General features: G+C 71.3%; 17 protein-coding genes and 1 pseudogene. 9 read left to right on the top strand and 9 right to left on the bottom strand.

What is annotated here, in order from left to right:
* Nucleotide 1: 1 nt before the first annotated feature.
* The 4 genes from ACWD12_RS19830 to ychF all read right to left on the bottom strand — a co-directional run bounded on the left by ACWD12_RS19830 (nt 2) and on the right by ychF (nt 5,826).
* Entirely contained in the window at nt 2-1,306 is a 1,305-nt protein-coding gene (locus ACWD12_RS19830) for a glycoside hydrolase family 26 protein (RefSeq protein WP_450100601.1), read from the bottom strand.
* A gap of 5 nt (nt 1,307-1,311) precedes the next feature.
* Nucleotides 1,312-3,429 carry a glycosyltransferase family 2 protein gene (locus ACWD12_RS19825; protein WP_450100600.1) on the bottom strand — a complete coding sequence of 706 codons (2,118 nt, stop codon included), beginning with the start codon at nt 3,427-3,429 and terminating at the stop codon, nt 1,312-1,314.
* Between the two features lie 77 nt (nt 3,430-3,506).
* On the bottom strand, nt 3,507-4,577 hold the full coding sequence (locus ACWD12_RS19820) for a DUF2510 domain-containing protein (RefSeq protein ID WP_450100599.1): 1,071 nt from the start codon (nt 4,575-4,577) through the stop codon (nt 3,507-3,509).
* Between the two features lie 175 nt (nt 4,578-4,752).
* Entirely contained in the window at nt 4,753-5,826 is a 1,074-nt protein-coding gene (gene ychF, locus ACWD12_RS19815; protein ID WP_450100598.1) for a redox-regulated ATPase YchF, read from the bottom strand.
* A gap of 221 nt (nt 5,827-6,047) precedes the next feature.
* Here ychF and ACWD12_RS19810 point away from each other — a divergent pair, with 221 nt between their 5' ends.
* Nucleotides 6,048-6,536 (top strand): hypothetical protein, encoded by a 489-nt coding sequence (locus ACWD12_RS19810; RefSeq protein ID WP_450100597.1) that lies wholly within the window; start codon nt 6,048-6,050, stop codon nt 6,534-6,536.
* 417 nt (nt 6,537-6,953) lie between these two features.
* Nucleotides 6,954-7,490, top strand: coding sequence for a DUF6542 domain-containing protein (locus ACWD12_RS19805; protein ID WP_450100596.1), 537 nt, complete (start codon nt 6,954-6,956; stop codon nt 7,488-7,490).
* A 240-nt stretch (nt 7,491-7,730) separates the two neighbouring features.
* Here ACWD12_RS19805 and ACWD12_RS19800 read toward each other — a convergent pair whose 3' ends face one another.
* Nucleotides 7,731-8,717 (bottom strand): 4-hydroxy-3-methylbut-2-enyl diphosphate reductase, encoded by a 987-nt coding sequence (locus tag ACWD12_RS19800; RefSeq protein WP_435839043.1) that lies wholly within the window; start codon nt 8,715-8,717, stop codon nt 7,731-7,733.
* An 83-nt stretch (nt 8,718-8,800) separates the two neighbouring features.
* Here ACWD12_RS19800 and xseA point away from each other — a divergent pair, with 83 nt between their 5' ends.
* Entirely contained in the window at nt 8,801-10,012 is a 1,212-nt protein-coding gene (gene xseA, locus ACWD12_RS19795; protein ID WP_450100595.1) for an exodeoxyribonuclease VII large subunit, read from the top strand.
* Between the two features lie 71 nt (nt 10,013-10,083).
* Here the strand turns inward: xseA and gcvH are convergent, their stop codons facing one another.
* Nucleotides 10,084-10,482 carry a glycine cleavage system protein GcvH gene (gene gcvH / locus ACWD12_RS19790; RefSeq protein WP_450100594.1) on the bottom strand — a complete coding sequence of 133 codons (399 nt, stop codon included), beginning with the start codon at nt 10,480-10,482 and terminating at the stop codon, nt 10,084-10,086.
* Nucleotides 10,483-10,817: 335 nt separating this feature from the next.
* Here gcvH and ACWD12_RS19785 point away from each other — a divergent pair, with 335 nt between their 5' ends.
* Entirely contained in the window at nt 10,818-13,688 is a 2,871-nt protein-coding gene (locus ACWD12_RS19785) for an immune inhibitor A domain-containing protein (protein WP_450100593.1), read from the top strand.
* Nucleotides 13,689-13,708: 20 nt separating this feature from the next.
* A complete protein-coding gene (locus ACWD12_RS19780) occupies nt 13,709-13,957 on the top strand; it encodes an exodeoxyribonuclease VII small subunit (protein ID WP_358353572.1) in 249 nt (82 codons plus the stop codon).
* A 74-nt stretch (nt 13,958-14,031) separates the two neighbouring features.
* On the opposite strand, the gene ACWD12_RS19775 is transcribed toward ACWD12_RS19780, so the two are convergent.
* From ACWD12_RS19775 to ACWD12_RS19765, 3 genes are all read right to left on the bottom strand, one after another.
* Nucleotides 14,032-14,199, bottom strand: a complete 168-nt coding sequence (locus ACWD12_RS19775; protein ID WP_450100592.1) for a hypothetical protein — start codon at nt 14,197-14,199, stop codon at nt 14,032-14,034.
* Complete coding sequence (locus ACWD12_RS19770; protein ID WP_450100591.1) at nt 14,196-14,753, bottom strand: GNAT family N-acetyltransferase; 558 nt, start codon at nt 14,751-14,753, stop codon at nt 14,196-14,198. Before ACWD12_RS19770 ends, ACWD12_RS19775 begins: the two co-directional genes overlap by 4 nt.
* A 191-nt stretch (nt 14,754-14,944) precedes the next feature.
* Nucleotides 14,945-15,496, bottom strand: coding sequence for a DUF4245 domain-containing protein (locus tag ACWD12_RS19765; protein ID WP_358353568.1), 552 nt, complete (start codon nt 15,494-15,496; stop codon nt 14,945-14,947).
* Between the two features lie 121 nt (nt 15,497-15,617).
* On the opposite strand from ACWD12_RS19765, the gene ACWD12_RS19760 reads away from it, so the two are divergent.
* From ACWD12_RS19760 to glpX, 4 genes and pseudogenes are all read left to right on the top strand, one after another.
* Complete coding sequence (locus tag ACWD12_RS19760; protein WP_450100590.1) at nt 15,618-16,022, top strand: TOBE domain-containing protein; 405 nt, start codon at nt 15,618-15,620, stop codon at nt 16,020-16,022.
* Complete coding sequence (gene modA / locus ACWD12_RS19755; protein WP_450100589.1) at nt 16,019-16,861, top strand: molybdate ABC transporter substrate-binding protein; 843 nt, start codon at nt 16,019-16,021, stop codon at nt 16,859-16,861. The genes ACWD12_RS19760 and modA overlap by 4 nt, the downstream gene beginning before the upstream one ends.
* Before the next feature lie 185 nt (nt 16,862-17,046).
* Nucleotides 17,047-18,947: pseudogene (locus ACWD12_RS19750) on the top strand (ABC transporter permease).
* A gap of 261 nt (nt 18,948-19,208) precedes the next feature.
* A complete protein-coding gene (glpX, locus tag ACWD12_RS19745; protein ID WP_358353563.1) occupies nt 19,209-20,240 on the top strand; it encodes a class II fructose-bisphosphatase in 1,032 nt (343 codons plus the stop codon).
* Nucleotides 20,241-20,245: the final 5 nt, after the last annotated feature.

The following is a 20,245-nucleotide window of genomic DNA, read 5'->3' as shown; positions in this document are numbered from 1 at the left end:
CTCAGCCCGCCCCGCCTCGAGCGGTCCGGGTGGCCGTCGGCGTCCTGGAACCCGCCGGTCTCGTGGTGGTCCTGGTCGGCGGCTTCGTCGTCGTCGGGCGGGCCGGGGCCGTGCTCGTCGGCGGCTTCGTCGTGGTGGACGGAGCCGAAGGCGGCGCGGGCGACTTCGGCGGGTCGGCGGCCTGCTCCACGGAGTGCTGCGGAGTCGCCTTGAAAGTCCACTTCACGTCGTACCGCGCATCCCCCATGCCGGTACGGTAAGCCTCCGACGCGGCCGGAGACACGGCGATCCGCCAGTCCGCCTCGCGCTCCTTGCGTGCCTCGTACCAGATGACGCCGATGAGGTCCGGATTCTCCGGCAGTTGCCGGAACATCTCGGAGATCCACTCCGCCTTGCGTCCGTCGAAGTCCACCGCACCGGTCTCGGTGATGACGACGGGCCGCTGGGTGAACCGGCGCAGCGCACGGACGGTCGGCTGGAAGATCTCGTTGAAGGACTTGTACTCCTCGACACCCTTGGTGCCGAAGTAGCCGGACAGCCCGACCCAGTCGACGTACTCGTCCCCCGGGTAGAGCGACTGCATCGGCGTCGAGCCGTCGTAGTCGCGGTTCGGGCTCCACACCCAGGTCACCTCGTCCGCGCCGACCCGCGTGAAGATGTCGTGGACGTGGCGCCACGCCTGGATGTACTGGTCCGTCGTGTTGCCGTTGGCCTGGGCGGCCCAGGGGTACCAGAAGCCGTTCATCTCGTGGGCGAAGCGGATCGCGACCGGGTAGCCCAGTTCCTTGACGCCCTCGGCCCACTTGGTGATGTAGTCGTCGAACCGGCCCGCGATGATGTGGCGCAGCGCGTACTCGGGCTGGTTGCCGCGCTCCTCTTCGATCGGGCTCTCCTTGCGGAAGTCCCAGGGCTCCCAGGCCATCAGCGGCATCAGCCCCCGCTTCGCCACCTGGTCGAACAGCCGCCGGTCGAACGGGGAGTCGGCCCATCCCACGGAGAACTGCAGCACGGAGGGGTCGCGCCCGACGGCGCGCGCGAACTCGTCGAGCGGCGCGAGGTCGTACGAGCCGTGCGCGGTCATGATGCCGAGGAACTTCTTGCCCGCCGGGGGGAAGACCTCGGTCGGCGCCGCGGCGGCACGCTCCTTGACCCAGGAAGGGGCCGGCTGGTGCTCGGGAATCGGCCCGAGGCCGGGCGCTTCCGGCGCCGCCTGGGAGTCCACGAGATTGGGCGCCCACACGAACGTGTAGGTGATCATCAGGGCCAGGACCAAGGCCCCCAGCACGCGGGGGACGGTGATGCGCACGACCGTCACCCCACCGCCCGGCGGCCGTGCGCACCGGCCACCGTTTCGTCGTAGTACAAGCCGTCGAAGTCGGACACCTCGTCGCCGGGTTCGTCGGCCGTCTGGCCGGGCGCAGCATCTCGCGTCCTACCGGACGCCGGCTCCCCGGCCGGGTCGGAGGCCGGATGGGCCGTCCCGTCGTCGGTGGCCCGCGGCATCGGTACGTGGGCCTGCCCGCCCGCCCCGCGCGGCGACTTGGCCTCCTCGGCCTCGGCGGCGTTCTTGGCCTGTTCGGCCCGTTCGGCCTGCTTCGCCTGCTTGGCCGCCGCCCGCCCTCGTGCCTCCTGGAGTTGCTCGGCCCGCGAGGCCGCGGCCTTGACCGCGTCGCGGGCGGCGCGGCGTCCGGTGAACAAGGACATCAGCGGGGGCATGAGGCCGGTGAACAGCGCCAGCCCGGCCCAGACCCGCAAGACGGTCTGGTCGTTGGACAGCATGATGCTCGCCCCGATGAGGCCGCCCGCCAGCGCCGCCCAGAACAGGTGCAGGCGGAACGTGCTCAGGGACTCGGCGCTGCGCAACTCGCCCTTGGCGGTGACCGCGTACGCGAGGGGCCTGCGCAGGATGGCGGCGATCGCGGCGGAGACGTACACCGGTCCGGCGAACAAGGTGAGTGCTATGCCGGCCGCGCCGACCTCGCGGCGCTCGTGGGCCGCGAGGTTGAACCGCCTCAGCCACAGCCACAGTACGAACCAACTGCCCATGCTCGCGGCCCACAGGGCCAGCCAGTGGCCGCCGTTGACGCGCATCGCGCTGATGCCGCACAGCAGGTAGGTGGCGGTCGCCACGATGCCGAGCAGGCTCGTCACCGCGACGCTGGGGTAGTAGAACTGCACGAAGCCGTACAGGATGCGCTGCCGCAGGCTCAGGCGGATCCCGGAGCGCATCTTGCGGTCCAGGAGTATCTCCCAGATGCCGTATGCCCAGCGCTTCTGCTGGTTGAAGTAGTCCGTCCAGGACGTGGGGCCCTCGCCGATCGCCAGCACGTCGGGCGTGTAGACGCCCTTCCAGCGGTTTCCGGTCGCCGGGTTGTCGGTGCCCTGGACCCGCATGCTGGTGAGGTGGTCCTCGATGATCGAGTCCTGGTAACCACCGATCTGCCGCCAGGCCGTGGGCCGGTAGAGGTGGTTGGTGCCGATCAGCAGAGGGGCGTCGAGGCCGTTCCCGCCGCGTTCCACGACGCCGCTGAACATGAACTGCTGGACGCCCGCGCCGTGGGCGACCCAGTTGTCGTACATATTGCCGTACACCTGCGGTGCGACGACGAACGCGACGTCGGGATCCCGGAAGTAGCCGAGGGTGCGTTCCAGGAAGCACGTCAGCGGCACATGGTCGGGGTCCATCTGCGCGACGACGTCGTAGTTGTGCTCGTGCTCGGCGCGCCAGGAGTTGTGGTTGCCCGACTTGGTCTTGGCGCGGAACTCGCCTTCCAGGCGGTTGTATTCGGGCCTGCCCTTGCGGCTGAAGTGGTGCACGCCGATGCGGGCGGCCATGGCCTTCACCTCGGGGTCGTCGCCCTCGTCGAGGATCCAGACGTCGACCTGGCCGTCGTACTCGATCTCCTTCATCGCGACGAGCGTGCGCTCCACGATCTCGATCGGCTCCTTGGCCGGGACGATGGTCGTGAGCACGGCGACGCGCAGCCCGCTCTCGGGCTCGACCGGCAGCGGGTCCTTCGCCCGGGAGGCGAAAATCCACACCGAGACGGTCTGGACAAGCCGGGTGAGTTCCACGATGATCACCGCGCAGAACGCGATGCGCGCTACCGTGAGCTTCCATCCCTGGACCCAGGTGATGCCGGCTCCGGGAACGTGCTCGGGCAGCAGCAGCCAGCCCACGAAGGCAAGGCCCGCAACGACGTTGACGAGCACAAGCACGTGCAGCGTGAACTTGGTCCACGGACGGGCGACCGCGCGGAAGGCGACCGTGTAAGGGCCGTCCGGAGCCGGGTTCAGCGGGCCCGCGACAGTGGCGCAGTCCAGATACGCGCGGTGCGCTATTCGGTTCCTGCGCTCGCGCTTGTTGGCGCGGCGAACTCGGCCCTCACGGGCCCTGCGGCGGCCACGGCGGTCCCCCGTCCCAGACACGGACCGTGTCCCTCCTCTTGCGACTTGCGCTTCGGTTCAAGTGCCGGCGGCGGTCCGGTTGACCGCCGCGGCGTGGCCTATTTCTTCTGCATCTGGATCGAGTTGGCGATCTCGTCCATGAGCGAGACGGCGGGCGCCTCGGCGGTACGGTCCAGGCACATCTGGAACACCGCGACCTCTTCGGTGGTGCCGATCCGCACCGAGAGGACGCCGCAGTAACTGCTCGGCGCGGTCTTCCCGACCAGGTTCGGCAGGTCCCACAGCGCAAGGTACGCGTCGTTTCCCTGGAACGTGATCGCCTGCTGCTTCAGCGGCTTGGCCGCGACCTCGGGGGTACCGCCCTGGACGGCGAGCAGTTCCCCGCCCATGCCCAGGGTGAGCGACTTGAGGTCGGACCAACCGCCGCTCAACAGGCGGAGGTTGTGCACGACAGTACCCCGGGTGCAGGTGTTGGCGGCCCTCCCGGTGCACTCGTACGGCGCGAGAACGAAGCGGCTCTCTTCGCTTGTGGCCTTGGGGTTGACCTGCGGTGTCCACCCGGCGGGAACGGAGAACTTCGCAATCTCCTTGGGCCCGGTGATCGGCTGCGCCCCGGGGATCGGCTTGCCGCCGGCCAGCGCGCTGCCGGCGAACCCGTCGGGGCTGGTGACATCGGCGGGCGCGGCGACGGTGGCCGACGTGGTCGGCGACGGCCCGGCGGTCGTGGTCGCCTTGTCGTCGTCGCCCTGGCCCAGGAAGTATCCGCCGAGTCCGGTGCCCACCGCGAGGACGGCCGCCACGACGGCCATGATGACGAACCGCTTGCGCCGGTCCGGCTCGACGGCCTCGAACTGCACGGATGCGATCGGCTGCGGGATGGGACGGTCGGCCCCGGGCCAGGGCGGCTGATCCGACGCCGACGCGGCCACGGTCGGCTGCGCGGCCACTTCGTCGTGCACCGTGTACGGCGGCTGCGGCCCGGCGGGCGGCGCCTGTGCAGCGGAGTTCTGGGCGTTCGACTGCGCCTCGTCCCCCGTGTTCGAGGACCCAAGGAAGTCGGACTGGAGGCGGAAGTCGTCGGTCCACGCCGAACCGTTCCACCAACGCAGCGTGTTCGGCTGCCCCGAGGGATCCTTATACCAGCCGCTCGGCCGGTTCTCCGTCACCATGCGGCGAGATGCTAGCAGGATCGGATTTTCCCAAGAGACGAACACCATCGGTCCGACGCGAAACGGTAATACGTCCTTCCGGTCCTGTACTTGTCACGGCAATGTCAGGCCGCGACGAGCCCCGATCAGAACCCGCGCCGGGTCGAACGCTCGGCCGCTCCCACGTGCCGGCCGCTCAGACGTTGAAGCGGAACTCGACGACGTCGCCGTCCTGCATGACGTAGTCCTTGCCTTCCATGCGGGCCTTGCCCTTGGCGCGGGCCTCGGTGCGGGAGCCGGTCTCGACGAGGTCGTCGAAGGCGATCACCTCGGCCTTGATGAAGCCGCGCTGGAAGTCGGTGTGGATGACACCAGCAGCCTCGGGGGCGGTGGCGCCCTTCTTGATCGTCCAGGCGCGGGCTTCCTTGGGGCCGGCCGTGAGGTACGTCTGCAGGCCGAGCGTGGCGAAGCCGACGCGGGCGAGGAGGGACAGGCCGGACTCCTCCTGGCCGAGGCTCTGCAGGAGTTCGAGGGCCTCGTCGTCGGGGAGTTCGATCAGCTCGGACTCGATCTTGGCGTCCAGGAAGATGGCCTCGGCGGGCGCGACGAGCGCCCGCAGGTCGGCCTTGAGCTCCTCGTTGACCAGTTCCTCTTCGTCGACGTTGAAGACATAGAGGAACGGCTTCGCGGTCAGCAGGTGCAGTTCACGCAGCGGGGCGGAGTCGAGGCCGGCGGCGAACACGGTCTGGCCGCTCTCCAGCGCCTTCTGGGCCTCTTCGACCGCCTGCGCGGCGACCGCCGACTCTTTCTTGAGCCGCGACTCCTTCTGCAGGCGCGGCAGCACCTTCTCGATGGTCTGGAGGTCGGCGAGGATCAGCTCGGTGTTGATGGTCTCCATGTCGTCCTTCGGCGAGACCTTGCCGTCGACATGGACCACGTCCGGGTCGGTGAAGACCCGGATGACCTGGCAGATCGCGTCCGACTCGCGGATGTTGGCGAGGAACTTGTTGCCCAGTCCCTCACCCTCCGAGGCGCCGCGCACGATGCCCGCGATGTCGACGAAGTCGACGGTGGCGGGGAGCACTTTCTGCGAGGCGAAGATCTCGGCGAGCTTGCCCAGCCGCTCGTCGGGAACGCCCACCACGCCCACGTTGGGCTCGATCGTCGCGAACGGGTAGTTCGCCGCGAGCACGTTGTTCTTGGTGAGGGCGTTGAACAGGGTGGACTTGCCGACGTTGGGCAGACCGACGATTCCGATGGTGAGCGACAACGTGGCTTCCCTGGTGTTTGGTGAGGCGGCTGGTGGGCGTGGCTGGTGGGGTGGGCGCGGGGACCCGCCCGGGCGCGCCGGAACAGGGTACGCCGGTGCCATTCTATCGGCGCGGTACACCGCCCCCACCGGGCACTCACGGCTGGGCGGCGCAGGTCACGCGAGGAGGGCGTCGGCGTGCCGTGGGGGTCCGGGCGGCGCTGAGCCGTAAGGATGAACATATGGACGTCACAGCTGTGTTGCTGCTGCTCAGCGGGCTCGCGATGGGCGCCCGCGCCGGGCGTGCTGGGGGCGCGGTCGGTGCGGACAACCGCACGGCGGGTTCGCGGGAGGCGCGCGTGCTCGTCGGCGCGCGGCGGATGCGCGACCTGCGCATGGTCGAGGACGACCTCGCGGTACCGTCGCGGGTCGAGCAGACGGGGCGGGCGTTGTCCGCTCCGGAGCTGGTCGCCTCCGCGGCGGAGGGGAACCGGCTGCGTTCACTGCCGCCGTTCGACGGCAGGGCGTATGCGTGGTCCCCGCTGTCTTCCGGGCAGTCGGTCCCACAGTCGTCGGCGCAGTCGTCGGCGCAGTTGTCATCGAAGGCGTCGGCACGTTCGTCACCCTCGTCGCCGACCCTGCCGCGGCTCCCCGGCGAGTCCGCCGACGGCCCTGGCGACGAGGGGCCCGGCCACACCGGCCACCCGGGTGGCTCCGTTCGGATCAGCTGAGGATGCGCGTGTTCTTCACCCCTTTGTCCGTGGTTCACCACATACCGTGGCTTTGTGGAACAGCGCAGCCGAGCACCCCGCCCATCGGCGGCCGGGCGTCCCCCGCAGGGGCGGCGTCCCGTACCCGCGCCTGGGCGGGGTGAGCCGGTGCGCCGACGACGACCGTCAAGCGCGGAGTCACCCGAACCCGGCACTCCCGGGCCAGGGGCCGCCGGCCAAGGACCGCCCGGACACCCCGACCGAGCCGATGCGCCGGGAGCCGGCGCGGGTCGGCCGCCTCAACCGTCACAACCTCCTCAGCCCCCGCATGCGGGCCAGACAGCGCGTTCGGCGCAGCCGCAGTCGCGGCCGGCGGAGCCCGGATGGGGTGGACCGGCGGCGTCGGAGCCCCCCGCGTCCCCGCCCGCCGCTCCGTCGGTGACCAGCGGTCGGGGGCGCGTACGTCAGAGCCCCGGCGGACCCGGTGGCAGGCCGGGCCCGGACAACGGCCGCCCCGCGCAACGCCGCCGCCCGGCCGCCGCCCCGGGGCTGACCGCGCCAGGTGCGCTGGTCGTGGCGTCCGGGGTCACCCTGGTCGGCGGCGTGCTCGACCGCATGCTCACCGGCACCCTGGGTGCGCCGTTCGCCGTGGTCTTCCTCGCGACTTGTGTGGTGGTCGCGGCCAAGACGCGGATGCGCGACCTGGCGGCGGCGGTGATCGCGCCGCCGCTCGCGTTCGCGCTGACCATACTGGCGCTCAGTCTTTTCTTCCCGAGCGACAACGGCGAGGGCTTCGTGGTCCGGACCGTGCTGGACATGTTCACGGCGCTGACCTTCAAGGCCGGCGTGTTGTGGAGCGGGACGGCCCTGGCCGCGGCGATCGCCCTCGTCCGCTTCCGGGCGGACCGCGAGGCGACGCGACGGCGGTCCGCAGGCGGCGGTACGCAAGCGCCGGGAGGGCCGAGAAGGCCGTAGCGGGCTTCGCGGGCGCGGCAACACCGCGTACCGGAAGCAGCGGTGGTCATGAACAAAAGGCCCGCGTGACCGCCGACGCCGGGTTCGTCGGCGCCTGCGTTCACGCGGGCCTGTGAAGTCCGCGGAATCTTTGTGCAGTTGGCGGTCCGTCCTCCCCGAACTCTCGGGGCGAGGACTCAAGACCCGCGTCACGCCCCAGGGGCCAGGCCAAGGGAGCCAGGCCAAGGGAGCCAGAAACGGTCAGGCCTGCTGCCCGGCCGCCTTCAGGTCGCGGCGGAGCTCCTGCGGCAGCGAGAACGCCAGGCGCTCCTCCATCGCGGTGTGCACGCGCACGTCGTCGAAGCCCTGCCCGGCCAGCCACTCCAGAACACCGTCGACCAGCACCTCGGGCACCGAGGCCCCGCTCGTCACGCCGATCGTGCCGACCCCGTCCAGCCACGCCGCGTCGATCTCGTCGGCCCCGTCTACCAGGTACGACGCGCCCGCACCGGCCTCCAGCGCGACCTCGACCAGCCGCACCGAGTTCGACGAGTTCTTCGAGCCGACCACGATGATCAGGTCCGCCTCCGCGGCGATCTGCTTGACCGCGATCTGGCGGTTCTGTGTCGCGTAGCAGATGTCGTCGCTGGGCGGGCTCTCCAGCAGCGGGAACTTCTCCTTCAGCGCGCCGACCGTGGCCATGGCCTCGTCGACCGACAGCGTGGTCTGCGACAGCCACACCACCTTGGACGGGTCGCTCACCTCGATGTTCGCGACGTCCTTCGGGCCGTCGACGAGCGTGATGCTCTCGGGCGCCTCGCCCATCGTGCCGACGACCTCTTCGTGGCCCTCGTGGCCGATGAGGAGGATGTTGTAGCCGTCCTCGGCGTAGCGCACGGCTTCCTTGTGGACCTTGGTGACCAGCGGGCAGGTCGCGTCGATGGTCTTGAGGCGGCGCTCGGCGGCCTGCTCGTGCACGACCGGGGCCACCCCGTGCGCCGAGAAGATCACCGTGGCGTCCTCGGGCACCTCGTACGCCTCGTCGACGAAAATCGCACCGCGCTTGCGGAGCGTCTCGACGACGTACTTGTTGTGCACGATCTCGTGGCGGACGTAGACCGGCGGCCCGTAGAGCTCCAGGGCCTTCTCGACGGTGACGATGGCCCGGTCCACGCCCGCGCAGTACCCACGGGGGGCGGCGAGCAGGACGCGGCGGGTTTGCGGAGCGACCTCAGTCATGCCGTCCATGGTACGGGGGTGCCTGCGCTCCGGTCGGCGGCCGAGCGGCCCCGTCCACCCAAAGTGTCGGTCCCGACCCGTAATGTGGCGGCATGGCGCTGACCACCTCTGCGGAATCCCCTATCCCCGTATCGGAGATCTCGCGCCTCATCGGGGGTTGGATCGACCGACTCGGATCCGTCTGGGTCGAGGGCCAGATCACCCAGCTGAGCCGCCGTCCCGGAGCGGGTGTCGTGTTCCTCACGCTCCGCGACCCGTCGGCCGACGTGTCGATCTCGGTGACCTGTTTCCGCCGCGTTTTCGACGCGGTGAGCGAGGTGGTCTCGGAGGGCGCGCGCGTGGTCGTGTACGCGAAGCCCGAGTGGTACAAGGGGCGTGGCACGCTCTCCCTGCGCGCGACGGAGATCCGGCCGGTCGGCATCGGCGAGCTGCTGGCCCGCATCGAACAGCTGAAGCGGACGCTCACCACCGAAGGCCTGTTCGACCCGCGGCACAAGAAGCCCCTTCCGTTCCTGCCGCACCGCGTCGGGCTGGTCTGCGGCCGGGCGAGCGCGGCCGAGCGCGACGTGCTGGAGAACGCGCGGCGGCGGTGGCCGGCCGTCCGCTTCGTGGTGCGCAACGTCGCGGTCCAGGGGGCGCACGCCGTGCCGCAGGTCGTCACCGCGGTCGAGGAACTGGACGCCGATCCGTCCGTCGACGTCATCGTCGTGGCCCGCGGTGGCGGCAGTGTCGAGGACCTGCTGCCCTTCTCCGACGAGCAGTTGGTGCGTACGGTCTTCCGCTGCGCCACCCCCGTCGTCAGCGCGATCGGCCACGAGCCCGACACCCCGCTGCTCGACCTGGTCGCCGACCTGCGCGCGTCGACCCCGACCGACGCCGCGAAGAAGGTCGTCCCGGACGTCGGCGAGGAGATGGCGCGCGTGCACCAGCTCCGCGACCGCGCGCGCCACACCATCGCGATGCGCGTCGAGCGCGAGGAGCACGGGCTTGCGTCGGTGCGCAGCCGCCCGGTGCTCGCGGATCCGTACGGCATGGTCGAGGTGCGCGAGGAGGAGGTCGAGGCCCTGGTCGACCGCTCGCGGCGGACGCTGCGGCACCGGCTGGACCACGCGGCGACGGACCTGGAGCACACCCGGGCGCGCGTCGTCGCGCTGTCCCCGGCGGCAACGCTGGAGCGCGGGTACGCCGTATTGCAGAAGGAGAACGGCCAGGCGGTCCGCAGCCCGGACGAGGTCGAGCCGGGCGAGAAGCTGACCGCCCGGCTCGCGTCGGGCCGCCTGAGCGTGGTGGTCGCCGGGGAGTGAGGCCCCGGCAGCCACTCCTGGCCGGGCCCCACTCCTGGACCGAGGTCCACCGCCCCGTTCCGGCCGGGCGGCTACTCCTCGGATTCCTGGCGGACGTACTCGGCGTACTCGGCGGCGGTCAGGAGTCCGTCCTCGTTCACGGCACCGGAGGACGTGCACTCGATGAGCCAGCCGTCGCCGTACGGGTCCTCGTTGACCTGCTCCGGGCTGTCGGCGAGCATGTCGTTCACGGCCGTGACGGTGCCGCCCAGCGGCATGTAGATCTCCGAGACCGCCTTGACGGACTCGACGCTGCCCAGCGGCTCGTTCGCGTCCAACTTGACTCCCGTTGCCGGGAGTTCCACGTAGACGACGTCGCCGAGCTGGCGCTGCGCGAAGTCGGTGAGGCCGATGCGCCAGCGCCCCGCCTGGGCCTGCTGCGCCCACTCGTGGTCCTTCGTGTACGAACGGTCTTCCGGGATGTCCGGCAAGCCTGCCTCCAGAGCGCCTCGTCGTGGACGCCGGGTCGAACACCGGCTTGACGCCGAGCATGCGGCACCGGCGACGGCGTTGGGTAGCGCCGAACAGGACACCCACCCGAACGGACGAATCCCTGCCATTTCCCTTCGTCACAACGGGAGTTGCCGGATAATCGCATCGACCTTCCGGCCCTCCCGGGATGGTCGTCCGACCCTGCGTCCAACCATTTGTCCGACTAGTTGTCGTCCGTTCGGGTGGATCACGTACGGGCTCTCGGCGCGGTGCCCCTTTCGGCCCCGAGGCGCGCTTACGTTCGGGCTCTGGACTCCGATCCGTAGGGGCTGCCATGCGCCGTGCCGGGCTGTTCACCGTCCGCAGAGCCGTCGTACGCGCCGCGCTGCCGCTGATCGCGGTGGCCACCGTCGCCGCCGCGGCCCCCGCGCCGCACAGCACCCGGGCGGCGGCATCCGCGAGCCAGGCCGTCTGGCAGCCTTCGGCCGCGGACGACTACATCAACTACGTTGCCGCGCGCGACGATCTGCCGCCCGACTCGCTCCGCGACGCAGCGAACAGCCCGGCCGCGCAGGTCGGCGGGCAGGTCGGCGGGCAGGCCGGTCCCACGCCGCGCGACACGCGCCCCGACGACACACACCCCGGCAACACGCATCTCCGCCACACACACGACGTGGACCGGAAGTTCGCCGACGGCAACCCGGTCGCCGCCCGCGCGCTCGCCGCCGCGGAGGCCGAGGCGTCCGCGGCCGGCCGCAGTCCGCGCGCGCTGCGCGAGGAGCGCGACCGGCGCGCGGGCCGACCGTCCACCAACGAGGCGCAGTTGCTCACCATCCTGGTCGAGTTCAACGACCAGGCGAACGACGACTTCTCCGGCTTCGCCAGGCCCAAGAGCGTGGCGGATCCCACCTGCGTCACCGAACCGCCCGGCACCGTCATGAACGGTCCGAAGCACAACCTGCTGCCCGACCCGGCGGGCACGGACGACAACAACACCCTGTGGGTGCCGGACTTCTCGCCCGCGCACTACAACGCGATGCTGTACTCCGAGCGCGGCCTCACCGAACGCGTACGCCCCGATCTGACCGGCCCGGACGGCCGCCCCGGCGTCGACCTGACCGGCCTGACGATGCGCAACATGTACCGCGAGATGTCCCAGGGCGCCTACAGCGTGGGCGGTGAGGCCGCTGGGTGGGTGACCGTGCCGCACTCCGAGGCCTGGTACGGCGCCGGCAAGTGCGACGCGATCATGCAGGACAACACCGGCCACCCCGACAACCCGCGCGGCGTACGCCAGTTCGTCGTCGACGCGGTCGACGCCCTGGCGGCGGCGCGGCCCGACTTCCCGTGGTCCGACTACGACCGCGAGGACCTCGGCGACGCCGATCACGACGGCAATCTGCGCGAGCCCGACGGAGTCGTCGACCATCTGGTGCTGGTGCACGCGGGCCGCGACAAGTCGGCGGGCGGCGGTGCGGAGGGGACGTACGCGATCTGGGCGCACGCGAGCAACGTGCTGCGCGGACACCCGGTGCCGGGCACGGACCTGCGGGTGGCGAACTACATCGTGCAGCCGGAGGACTCCGGAGTCGGCGTCTTCGCCCACGAGTTCGGCCACGACCTCGGACTCCCCGACCTGTACGACAACTTCAGCGGCGGCGACACCGACGTCGACTTCTGGGACCTGATGTCGTCCGGTTCGCACTCCGGTCCCCTGTTCCAGGCGATGCCCGCCCACATGGGCGCGTGGTCGAAGTACGTGCTGGGGTGGACCGACCCCAAGGTCGTGCGGGTCGGCGACCCGAAGCAGGTCCTGGCCGTCGGCGCCGCGGCGAAACCCCGTCGGGGCATGCCCGATTCGGTACGCGTCGACCTGCCGCCGGAGACGGTCCGCATCGGGACACCGCACTCCGGCGGGAACATGTGGTACTCCGGGCGCGACCAGGAGTGGGCGGACACGTCCATCGTGCGCGAGCTGTCCGTCCCGGCCGGTGCCCGCGACGCGGCGCTGTGGATGTGGAACGACTACGTCATCGAAGAGGACTGGGACTACGGCTTCGTCGAGGCCTCGACGGACGGCGGCACGACGTGGACGCAGCTCGCGGTGCACGACGAGTCCGGGAACCCGGTCTCGACGCCGCCCGACTACCCCGACCCCAACCGCAACCTCGCGGAGTTCCGCAAGACGAGCGGTCTGACCGGCAGTAGCGGCGGCTGGCGGCACGACCGTGTGGACCTGACGGCGTACTCGGGGCAGACCGTCCAGGTGCGGCTGTCCACGATGACGGACGCCGCGTTCACCGAACGCGGCTGGTTCGCCGACGACTTCGCGTTGATCGCGGACGGCGCGACGGTGTGGTCCGACGACGTGGAGAACGGCGACGCGGGCTGGCGCGCGGTACTCGGCACGTCGACGATCACGCGTGGGGCGGGTTGGTCGCGCACGTCCGGATCGGTGGAGCGCGAGCAGTACTACCTGCTGGAGTGGCGGGCGCCGGTCGGCTTCGACGAGGGGCTGAACTACGCGTACACGACGGTCAAGAGCGGGGCCGCGAGTGGAAGCGGCTCCGGGGGGACGCGGATCGCGCGCGTGCCCTACAACGTGCCGGGGCTGCTGGTGTGGCTGCGGGACGCCGAGTACCAGAACAACGGCGTGCGGTTCAATCTCGACGCGCCGCCGAGCCACGGGCCCAAGGGGCAGGTGCTGCTGGTGGACGCGCACGTGGATCCGCTGCGCTGGAGCGGCGAGACGGGCGCCAACTACTCGATCGCCCGCAACCCGCTCAAGAACCTCGAGAACCGCGCGCAGTCGTCCAACGCGGCGTTCTCGGCGGAGGCGACCAAGCCGTTCACCGCATGCCACACGCAGGGCAAGTGGTGCCAGGACTTCCCGGCCCTGGACGGGCGGGCGGAGTTCAGCGACGCGCGGGGTTGGGCCGCGGGTGCGGAGTACTTGGACGGACGTCCGGTCGACCGCTTCCGGGACGGCGGCACGGTGGTGCCGGCCCGCGAGCCCTACTCGACGCGGGTCGTGAAGCCGGACGGGTCGCCCGATCCGGAGCACTACGGGGTCCCGTTCGGCGGGTCGGTGCTGGGCACCGGGGACCCGGGGCCGGAGCGGGCGTACGGCGTGTCGGTCCGCGTCCTGCGTCCGTTCGGAGCGGACGGCGGCGCGCTGATCGGCGTCACTCCGGCGCGTCGGTAGCGGCGCATAGGCTGGGCGTCATGGCCAAGAAGAGTGTGGACGCCGCGGTCGACTCCGGCGAGGAGTCCCTCGGGTACGAGCAGGCCCGCGACGAGCTGGTCGAGGTCGTCCGGCGGCTGGAGACCGGCGGCATCTCACTGGAGGAGTCGCTTGCGCTGTGGGAGCGCGGCGAGAAGCTGGCGAACGTGTGCCGGCAGTGGCTCGACGGCGCGCGGGCGCGCCTCGACGCGGTCATGAAGGCACAGGCCGAGGACGCGGCCGAGGACTGAGCGGGCAGGCGTGTCCGGTTCGACGCGGGCCCGGTCGGCTCGGCCCCGGTCCGGCGTGGTTGATCCGGTCCGGGTCAGCCGTGCAGGGCGACCACGATCGTCACGACCAGCATGACCAGTGCGGCCACGCCGCCCAGGACGACCCAGCGCAGGCGCGGAAGCACCTCCCATCCCTCGCCGGGGCGCGCGTCCACCGGCCGCCAGCGGCTTGCGCCTCGGGCCCGCACCCGGTCGAGGCTCACAGGGCGACCCAGGCCGGGACGTACGGCTGCCCGCCGGCGTCCACGGATTGCGGTACGGCCGCCGCGGCCTGCTGCGTCGTCGCGTTGCGGGACTCGGGGTGGGCCGGCACCTGTTGGCCCGGGGTGAAGCACAGGTGCATGTGCGGTTCGCCGTCGACGACGGAGCGGCCGCCCAGGGCGGTGAAGCCGCGTTGCAGGAACCACGGCGCGACCCGGACGAACACGTCGGCGACGATCGGCCGGCCTTCGGCGAGGATGACGGCGTGCTCGACGAGGGTGGTGGCGTAGCCCTTGCGGCGGTCGGCGGTCGCGGTGCACAGGCGGCCGAGGCGCAGGATGCCGTCCGGCTCCTCGGTCAGGCGGAGCGTGGCGATCGGTACGCCGTCGCGCTCGCCCCACACGTGCAGGGTCTCGGGCTCGATGTCGAGCCCGTCGGGTTCGTGGCGCGCACGCTGCCGGGCGACCACGAAGACCTGGCTGCGCAGCGCGAGCAGGCGGTAGAGCCGCTCGGCGCTCAGCTCGGCGAGTGTTCCGCAGAAGTACGAGACGTCCACCGGCGAAGGCTGACATCGCGATCAAGACATTCGGGCGACACCGTGATGAACTCTCGATGCCGGACCACCCAACCCTGACTGCCCGTCAGGGCACCGCGCCGGAGAGCGGCGTGAAAGGGCCGTGCGGGGACGCTGAGCGAGACGGGCAGCACGAGCGGAACGCGCGGGACGAGTCGGAGCGGAGCCGTGCCTCAGGACGCGACGGCTGCCTGCGCCCCGCCCGCGGTGGCCGGACGCAGCGCGGCGGCGAGCTGCGCGAGGTCCTCGAAGGTCGCGGTCCCGGTGACCATCGTGGTCACGCCGCCCTGCTCGTGGACGAGGGAGCGGTACTTGGGGCCGTCGTACGACTTCCACGGCACGCCCGCGACGTCGTGGACGCCGACCGGCTTGCCCTTCTTGCCCTTGTCCTGGACGAACGGACCCGACGGGCCGTTGACCTGCTCGACCGCGGCGTACTGCTCGTTCGGGTTGATGAACCCGATGTGCCAGGTGACGCGGGTGGGGTTGCGGCTGTCGTAGTCGGCGGACGTCGCGCGCCACTGGTCGGGCAGCCCCTGCGGGGCGAGCAGCGGGTACGGGGCCACCTGGCTGGCCTGCTGGAACTTCAGCGAATAGTCGATCGGCCGGACCGGGTCCCGCTCGCTGTGCCGTCCGAAAATCAGCAGGGCGACCACGACGATGCCGACGACTCCAAGGGAGAACACCATGTCCCGGACGGTCTCGAGCCCGCGCTTCTTTGCCACGGCACCATGGTCCCCCATAACGCCCGGTGCTCCGGCACCGCCCCCTCGCCTATCGCATATGCAAGGTCGTGAGATCCAAAGCCTTGCATATGCAAATCATGAATGGAGTAGTGTCCCGCTCATGCCCACCTACCGCATGGGCCGGGTCGCGCAGCTTCTCGGCGTGAGCCCGGACACCGCCCGCCGCTGGGCCGACGCGGGACGTCTGTCGACGTCCCGCGACGAGCACGGCCACCGGGTCGTCGAAGGCGCGGCACTCGCCGCGTTCGCGGTCGCCCTCGCCGAGGAGTCGTCCCCGGGTGCCAACGAGCATCCGCGTGCCTCTTCGGCCCGCAATTCCTTTCCCGGCATCGTCACCAAGGTCATCCTCGGCGACGTCGCGGCGCAGGTGGAGATCCAGGCGGGACCGCACCGGGTGGTCTCCCTGCTGACCAGGGAAGCCGTCGAAGAGCTGGGCCTCGCGCCCGGCGTGGAGGCCGTCGCCTCGGTCAAATCGACCAACGTGACCGTGGAGTTGACGACGTGAGAACCCTTCGCCGCGCATCCGCACCGATAGCCGTCGCGGCCACGACAGTGCTGCTGCTGGCGGGCTGCGGCAGCGACGACAAGGACGACCAGGACGACAAGGCCGGCCAAGGCAACGGAGACGGTACGTCCGGCGGGCCGCAGGCGCCCGGCAGCCCCGGTTCCGCGAAGCCGCCGTCGAGCATCACGGTGCTCGCGGCCGCGTCCTTGACCGGTGCGTTCAACGAGGCGAAAGAGGCGTACACCAAGGACAACAAAGACCAGGACGTCAAGTTCTCGTTCGCGGGATCGCAGGAGCTCGCGGCCCAGGTGAAGCAGGGCGCGCCGGCGGACGTCGTCGCGACCGCGGACACGAAGACGATGGACGGGCTCGCCGGCGAGGTGAACAGCCCGACGCTGTTCGCGAAGAACAAGCTGACGATCGTGGTCGCGCCGGGCAACCCGAAGAACATCAAGACGCTCGCCGACCTCGCGCGGACCGATCTGACGGTCGTCCTGGCGGGCCCGACGGTGCCGGTCGGCCGCTATGCGCGCGAGTCGCTGGGCAAGGCGGGTGTCACGGTCAAGCCGAAGTCCGAGGAGACGGACGTCAAGGCGGTGCTGACCCGGGTGCGGATGGGCGAGGCCGACGCCGGCATCGTCTACACGACGGACGTGAAGTCCGCGGGCGACGCGGTCGCGTCGGTCGACATCCCGGACGAGTTCAACGTGGTCGCGGCCTACCCTGTCGCTGTGATCAAGGACAGCAGGCAGCAGGGCCCGGCCGCGGCGTTCACGCAGTGGCTCCTGACGCCGGAGGCCCGGGAGATCCTGAAGAAGTACGGTTTCGCGGCCCCGTGATCCGCAGACGACGGGGCACCGCCGGGCGGGGTTCGGCAAGCGGGTTCGACGCGGACCCGCTTGCCGGGCCTGCGAGGTCCGGGCGGCCGGGTGAGGCGGCGAAGGCCGGAGCCGGGCCGGTAGTGCGGGACGGGCCGAAACCGCGGGACGGGCGGGGTTCGCGAGACGGCTCGGCTTCCGGGCCGGTGCCGCGGACGCCGCGGACTCGCGTACCTCTGCTGTTGTGGGTCCCGGCGGCCGCCGGACTCGCTTTCGTGGTGCTTCCGTTGGTCGGCCTGCTCTGGCGCGCGCCGTGGCAGTCGGTGCCGGAACGGCTCGGTGATCCCGCGGTACGCACGGCGCTGCGCCTCTCGTTGCAGTGCTCGTTCGGCGCGCTGGGGATCAGCCTGGTGCTCGGCGTACCGCTCGCCTGGCTGTTCGCGCGCGTCGACTTCCCGGGCAAGTCGCTGCTGCGGGCGCTGGTGCTCCTGCCGCTCGTACTGCCGCCGGTCGTGGGCGGCGTCGCGCTGCTGCTCGCCTTCGGACGCCGGGGACTGCTCGGTCCGTGGCTGGAGTCGATGGGCGTACAGCTCACCTTCTCGATGACCGGGGCGATGCTCGCGGGCGCGTTCGTCGCGCTGCCTTTCCTGGTGCTGTCGGTCGAGGGGGCGATCGCCGGGCTCGACCGGCGGTACGAGGAGACGGCCGCGACGTTGGGGGCGGGCCCGCTGCGCGTGTTCGCGACGGTGACCCTGCCGTTGATCGCCCCGGGGCTCGCCGCGGGCGCGGCCCTCGCCTGGGCGCGCGCTCTCGGGGAGTTCGGCGCGACGATCACCTTCGCGGGCAACCTGCCCGGCGAGACCCAGACGCTCCCGCTGGCGGTCTACCTGATGCTCCAGGACGACCCGGACACCGCGGTCGCGGTCAGCCTGCTCCTGCTCGTGGTGTCGGTCGTCGTCCTCGTCGCGCTGCGCGGCCGGTGGTTGTCGCCGTCTCGCGGACGGAAGGGGGGGCGGGCGTGAGTGCGGGTACACCTCGGAAGGGCGGGACGCCCGACGCGACCGAGTCCGTGGCGACGGCCGCGCTGACGGCGCGCACGGACGGGCTGATCGCCGCGGAACTCACCGTCGCGGCAGGCGAGGTCGTGGCGGTCGTCGGGCCGAACGGCGCGGGGAAGTCCACCCTGCTGCGGGCGCTGGCCGGCCTGCCCGGCCCGGCGCGTGCCGCGGTCGCGATCGACGGCGCGGACGTGGGCGGGCTCCCGCCGCACCGGCGGCGGATCGGCTATGTGCCGCAGGACGGCGCGCTGTTCCCGCATCTCAGCGCGGCGCGGAACGTGGCGTACGGTCTGCGCGGGCGCGGCCTGAGCCGCCATCAGATGCGGGACACCGCGCACGACTGGCTCGAGCGGTTGGGCCTCGGTGATCTCGCGGCCCGGCGGCCGGGGCAGATGTCCGGCGGGCAGCAGCAACGCGTCGCACTCGCCCGGGCGCTCGCCCCCGAGCCGCGCCTGTTGCTGCTGGACGAGCCGCTGGCCGCGTTGGACGTGGAGACGAGGGCGTCGGTGCGCCACACACTGCGAGGGCACTTGGGGCCGTACGACGGCGCGTGCCTGATCGTGACGCACGACCCCGTCGACGCGCTGAGCCTCGCCGACCGCATGCTCGTCGTGGAGGCGGGTTCGGTGGTCCAGGACGCGGCGGCGGTGGAGGTGACGCGCGCGCCGAGGTCCGCGTGGGTCGCCCGGATGCTGGGGCTGAACGCGTACGAGGGGGACGGCCGTCCGGAGGGGGTGCTCCTCCCCGGCGGTCACACGCTGGTCGGCGCCGACCCGGTGCCGACCGGCCCGGTCCTGGTGACCGTGCATCCCGACCACGTGACGCTGTACCGCGACCCGCCGGGCGGCAGCGCACGCAATCGGTGGCACGGGGTCGTCTCGGAAGTGACGGGCACCGGGACGCGGTTGCGGGTGACGGTGCGCGGCACGAACGGCCCGGACGTGGTGGCGGAGGTGACCGCGCGGGCGGCCGCGGAGCTGGGGGTCGGCGAGGGCCTGTCGGTGTGGGTCGGGGTGAAGGCCACCGGCGTCGTGATGACGGGGCTCTGATGCGCGAGGACCCTCGCCGGCGAGGGTCGGATTGCGGTGCCGGGACCGCGGGACCGGGACGGTATCCACGGCCTACCTGCACCGATACACGGTCGGGCCGATAACATCGGGGCAATCCCGTTGGAATCCGTCCGGGCCCGGGGCCGCGTCTTCCTTGTTGCAGTTGCAGCCCGCATCCAGGAGGACGAGCACGGCCACCGGGGATCAGGGCACCCCTCGTGGTCTCGGAGCGAGATTCCCCGACAGGAAAGGCCCGCCAATATGACGGACCAGTCCGTACCGCCGCAGCTCGTGGTCGACCCGGAGGCTCCCGACCGGAACCTCGCACTCGAACTCGTCCGTGTCACCGAGGCCGCCGCGATGGCCGCCGGGCGCTGGGTGGGACGAGGTGACAAGAACGGCGCCGACGGTGCCGCGGTCAAGGCCATGCGCACGCTCATCGGCACGGTGTCGATGAACGGCGTCGTGGTGATCGGCGAAGGCGAGAAGGACGACGCGCCGATGCTCTTCAACGGGGAGCGGGTCGGCGACGGCTCGGGCCCCGAGTGCGATGTCGCCGTCGACCCGGTCGACGGCACGACCCTCACCGCCAAGGGCATGAACAACGCGGTCGCCGTCATGGCGGTCGCGGAGCGCGGCTCGATGTACGACCCCTCGGCCGTGTTCTACATGGAGAAGCTCGTCACCGGCCCGGAGGCGGCGGACGTCGTCGACCTCACGGCACCGGTCGGCGAGAACATCCGCCGCGTGGCGAAGGCGAAGAACTCGGCGCCCGAGGACGTCACGGTCTGCATCCTCGACCGGCCGCGCCACGAGTCGATCGTCAAGGAGATCCGCGAGGCCGGCGCGCGCATCAAGTTCATCACCGACGGCGACGTCGCCGGCGCCATCATGGCGGCGAAGGACGGCACGGGCGTCGACCTGCTGCTGGGCATCGGCGGGACGCCCGAGGGCATCATCGCCGCGGCCGCCATAAAGTGCATGGGCGGTGTGATCCAGGGACGCCTGTGGCCGAAGGACGAGGCGGAGCGCCAGAAGGCGCTCGACGCGGGACACGACCTGGACCGTGTGCTGCTGACGGACGACCTGGTGTCGGGCGACAACGTCTTCTTCGTGGCCACCGGCATCACGGACGGCGAGCTGCTGCGCGGCGTGCGGTACCGGTCGAGCACGGCGCTGACCTCGTCGCTGGTGATGCGCTCGAAGAGCGGCACGATCCGGAACATCGACAGCCAGCACCGGCTGGCGAAGCTGCGCGCCTACAGCGCGATCGACTTCGACCGGGCGCGGTAGGTCGG

This window comes from Streptodolium elevatio (assembly GCF_053592165.1).
The sequence above is the reverse complement of the archived record's forward strand: the minus strand, read 5'-3'. Positions and strand labels throughout refer to the sequence as shown.

Coding starts and splice junctions, on each gene's coding strand:
- ACWD12_RS19820 (WP_450100599.1), bottom strand. CDS start 4,577: ATGGTGACGGAGAACCGGCCGAGCGGCTGGTATAAGGATCCCTCGGGG.
- ACWD12_RS19810 (WP_450100597.1), top strand. CDS start 6,048: ATGGACGTCACAGCTGTGTTGCTGCTGCTCAGCGGGCTCGCGATGGGC.
- ACWD12_RS19800 (WP_435839043.1), bottom strand. CDS start 8,717: ATGGACGGCATGACTGAGGTCGCTCCGCAAACCCGCCGCGTCCTGCTC.
- xseA (WP_450100595.1), top strand. CDS start 8,801: ATGGCGCTGACCACCTCTGCGGAATCCCCTATCCCCGTATCGGAGATC.
- ACWD12_RS19785 (WP_450100593.1), top strand. CDS start 10,818: ATGCGCCGTGCCGGGCTGTTCACCGTCCGCAGAGCCGTCGTACGCGCC.
- ACWD12_RS19780 (WP_358353572.1), top strand. CDS start 13,709: ATGGCCAAGAAGAGTGTGGACGCCGCGGTCGACTCCGGCGAGGAGTCC.
- ACWD12_RS19760 (WP_450100590.1), top strand. CDS start 15,618: ATGCCCACCTACCGCATGGGCCGGGTCGCGCAGCTTCTCGGCGTGAGC.
- glpX (WP_358353563.1), top strand. CDS start 19,209: ATGACGGACCAGTCCGTACCGCCGCAGCTCGTGGTCGACCCGGAGGCT.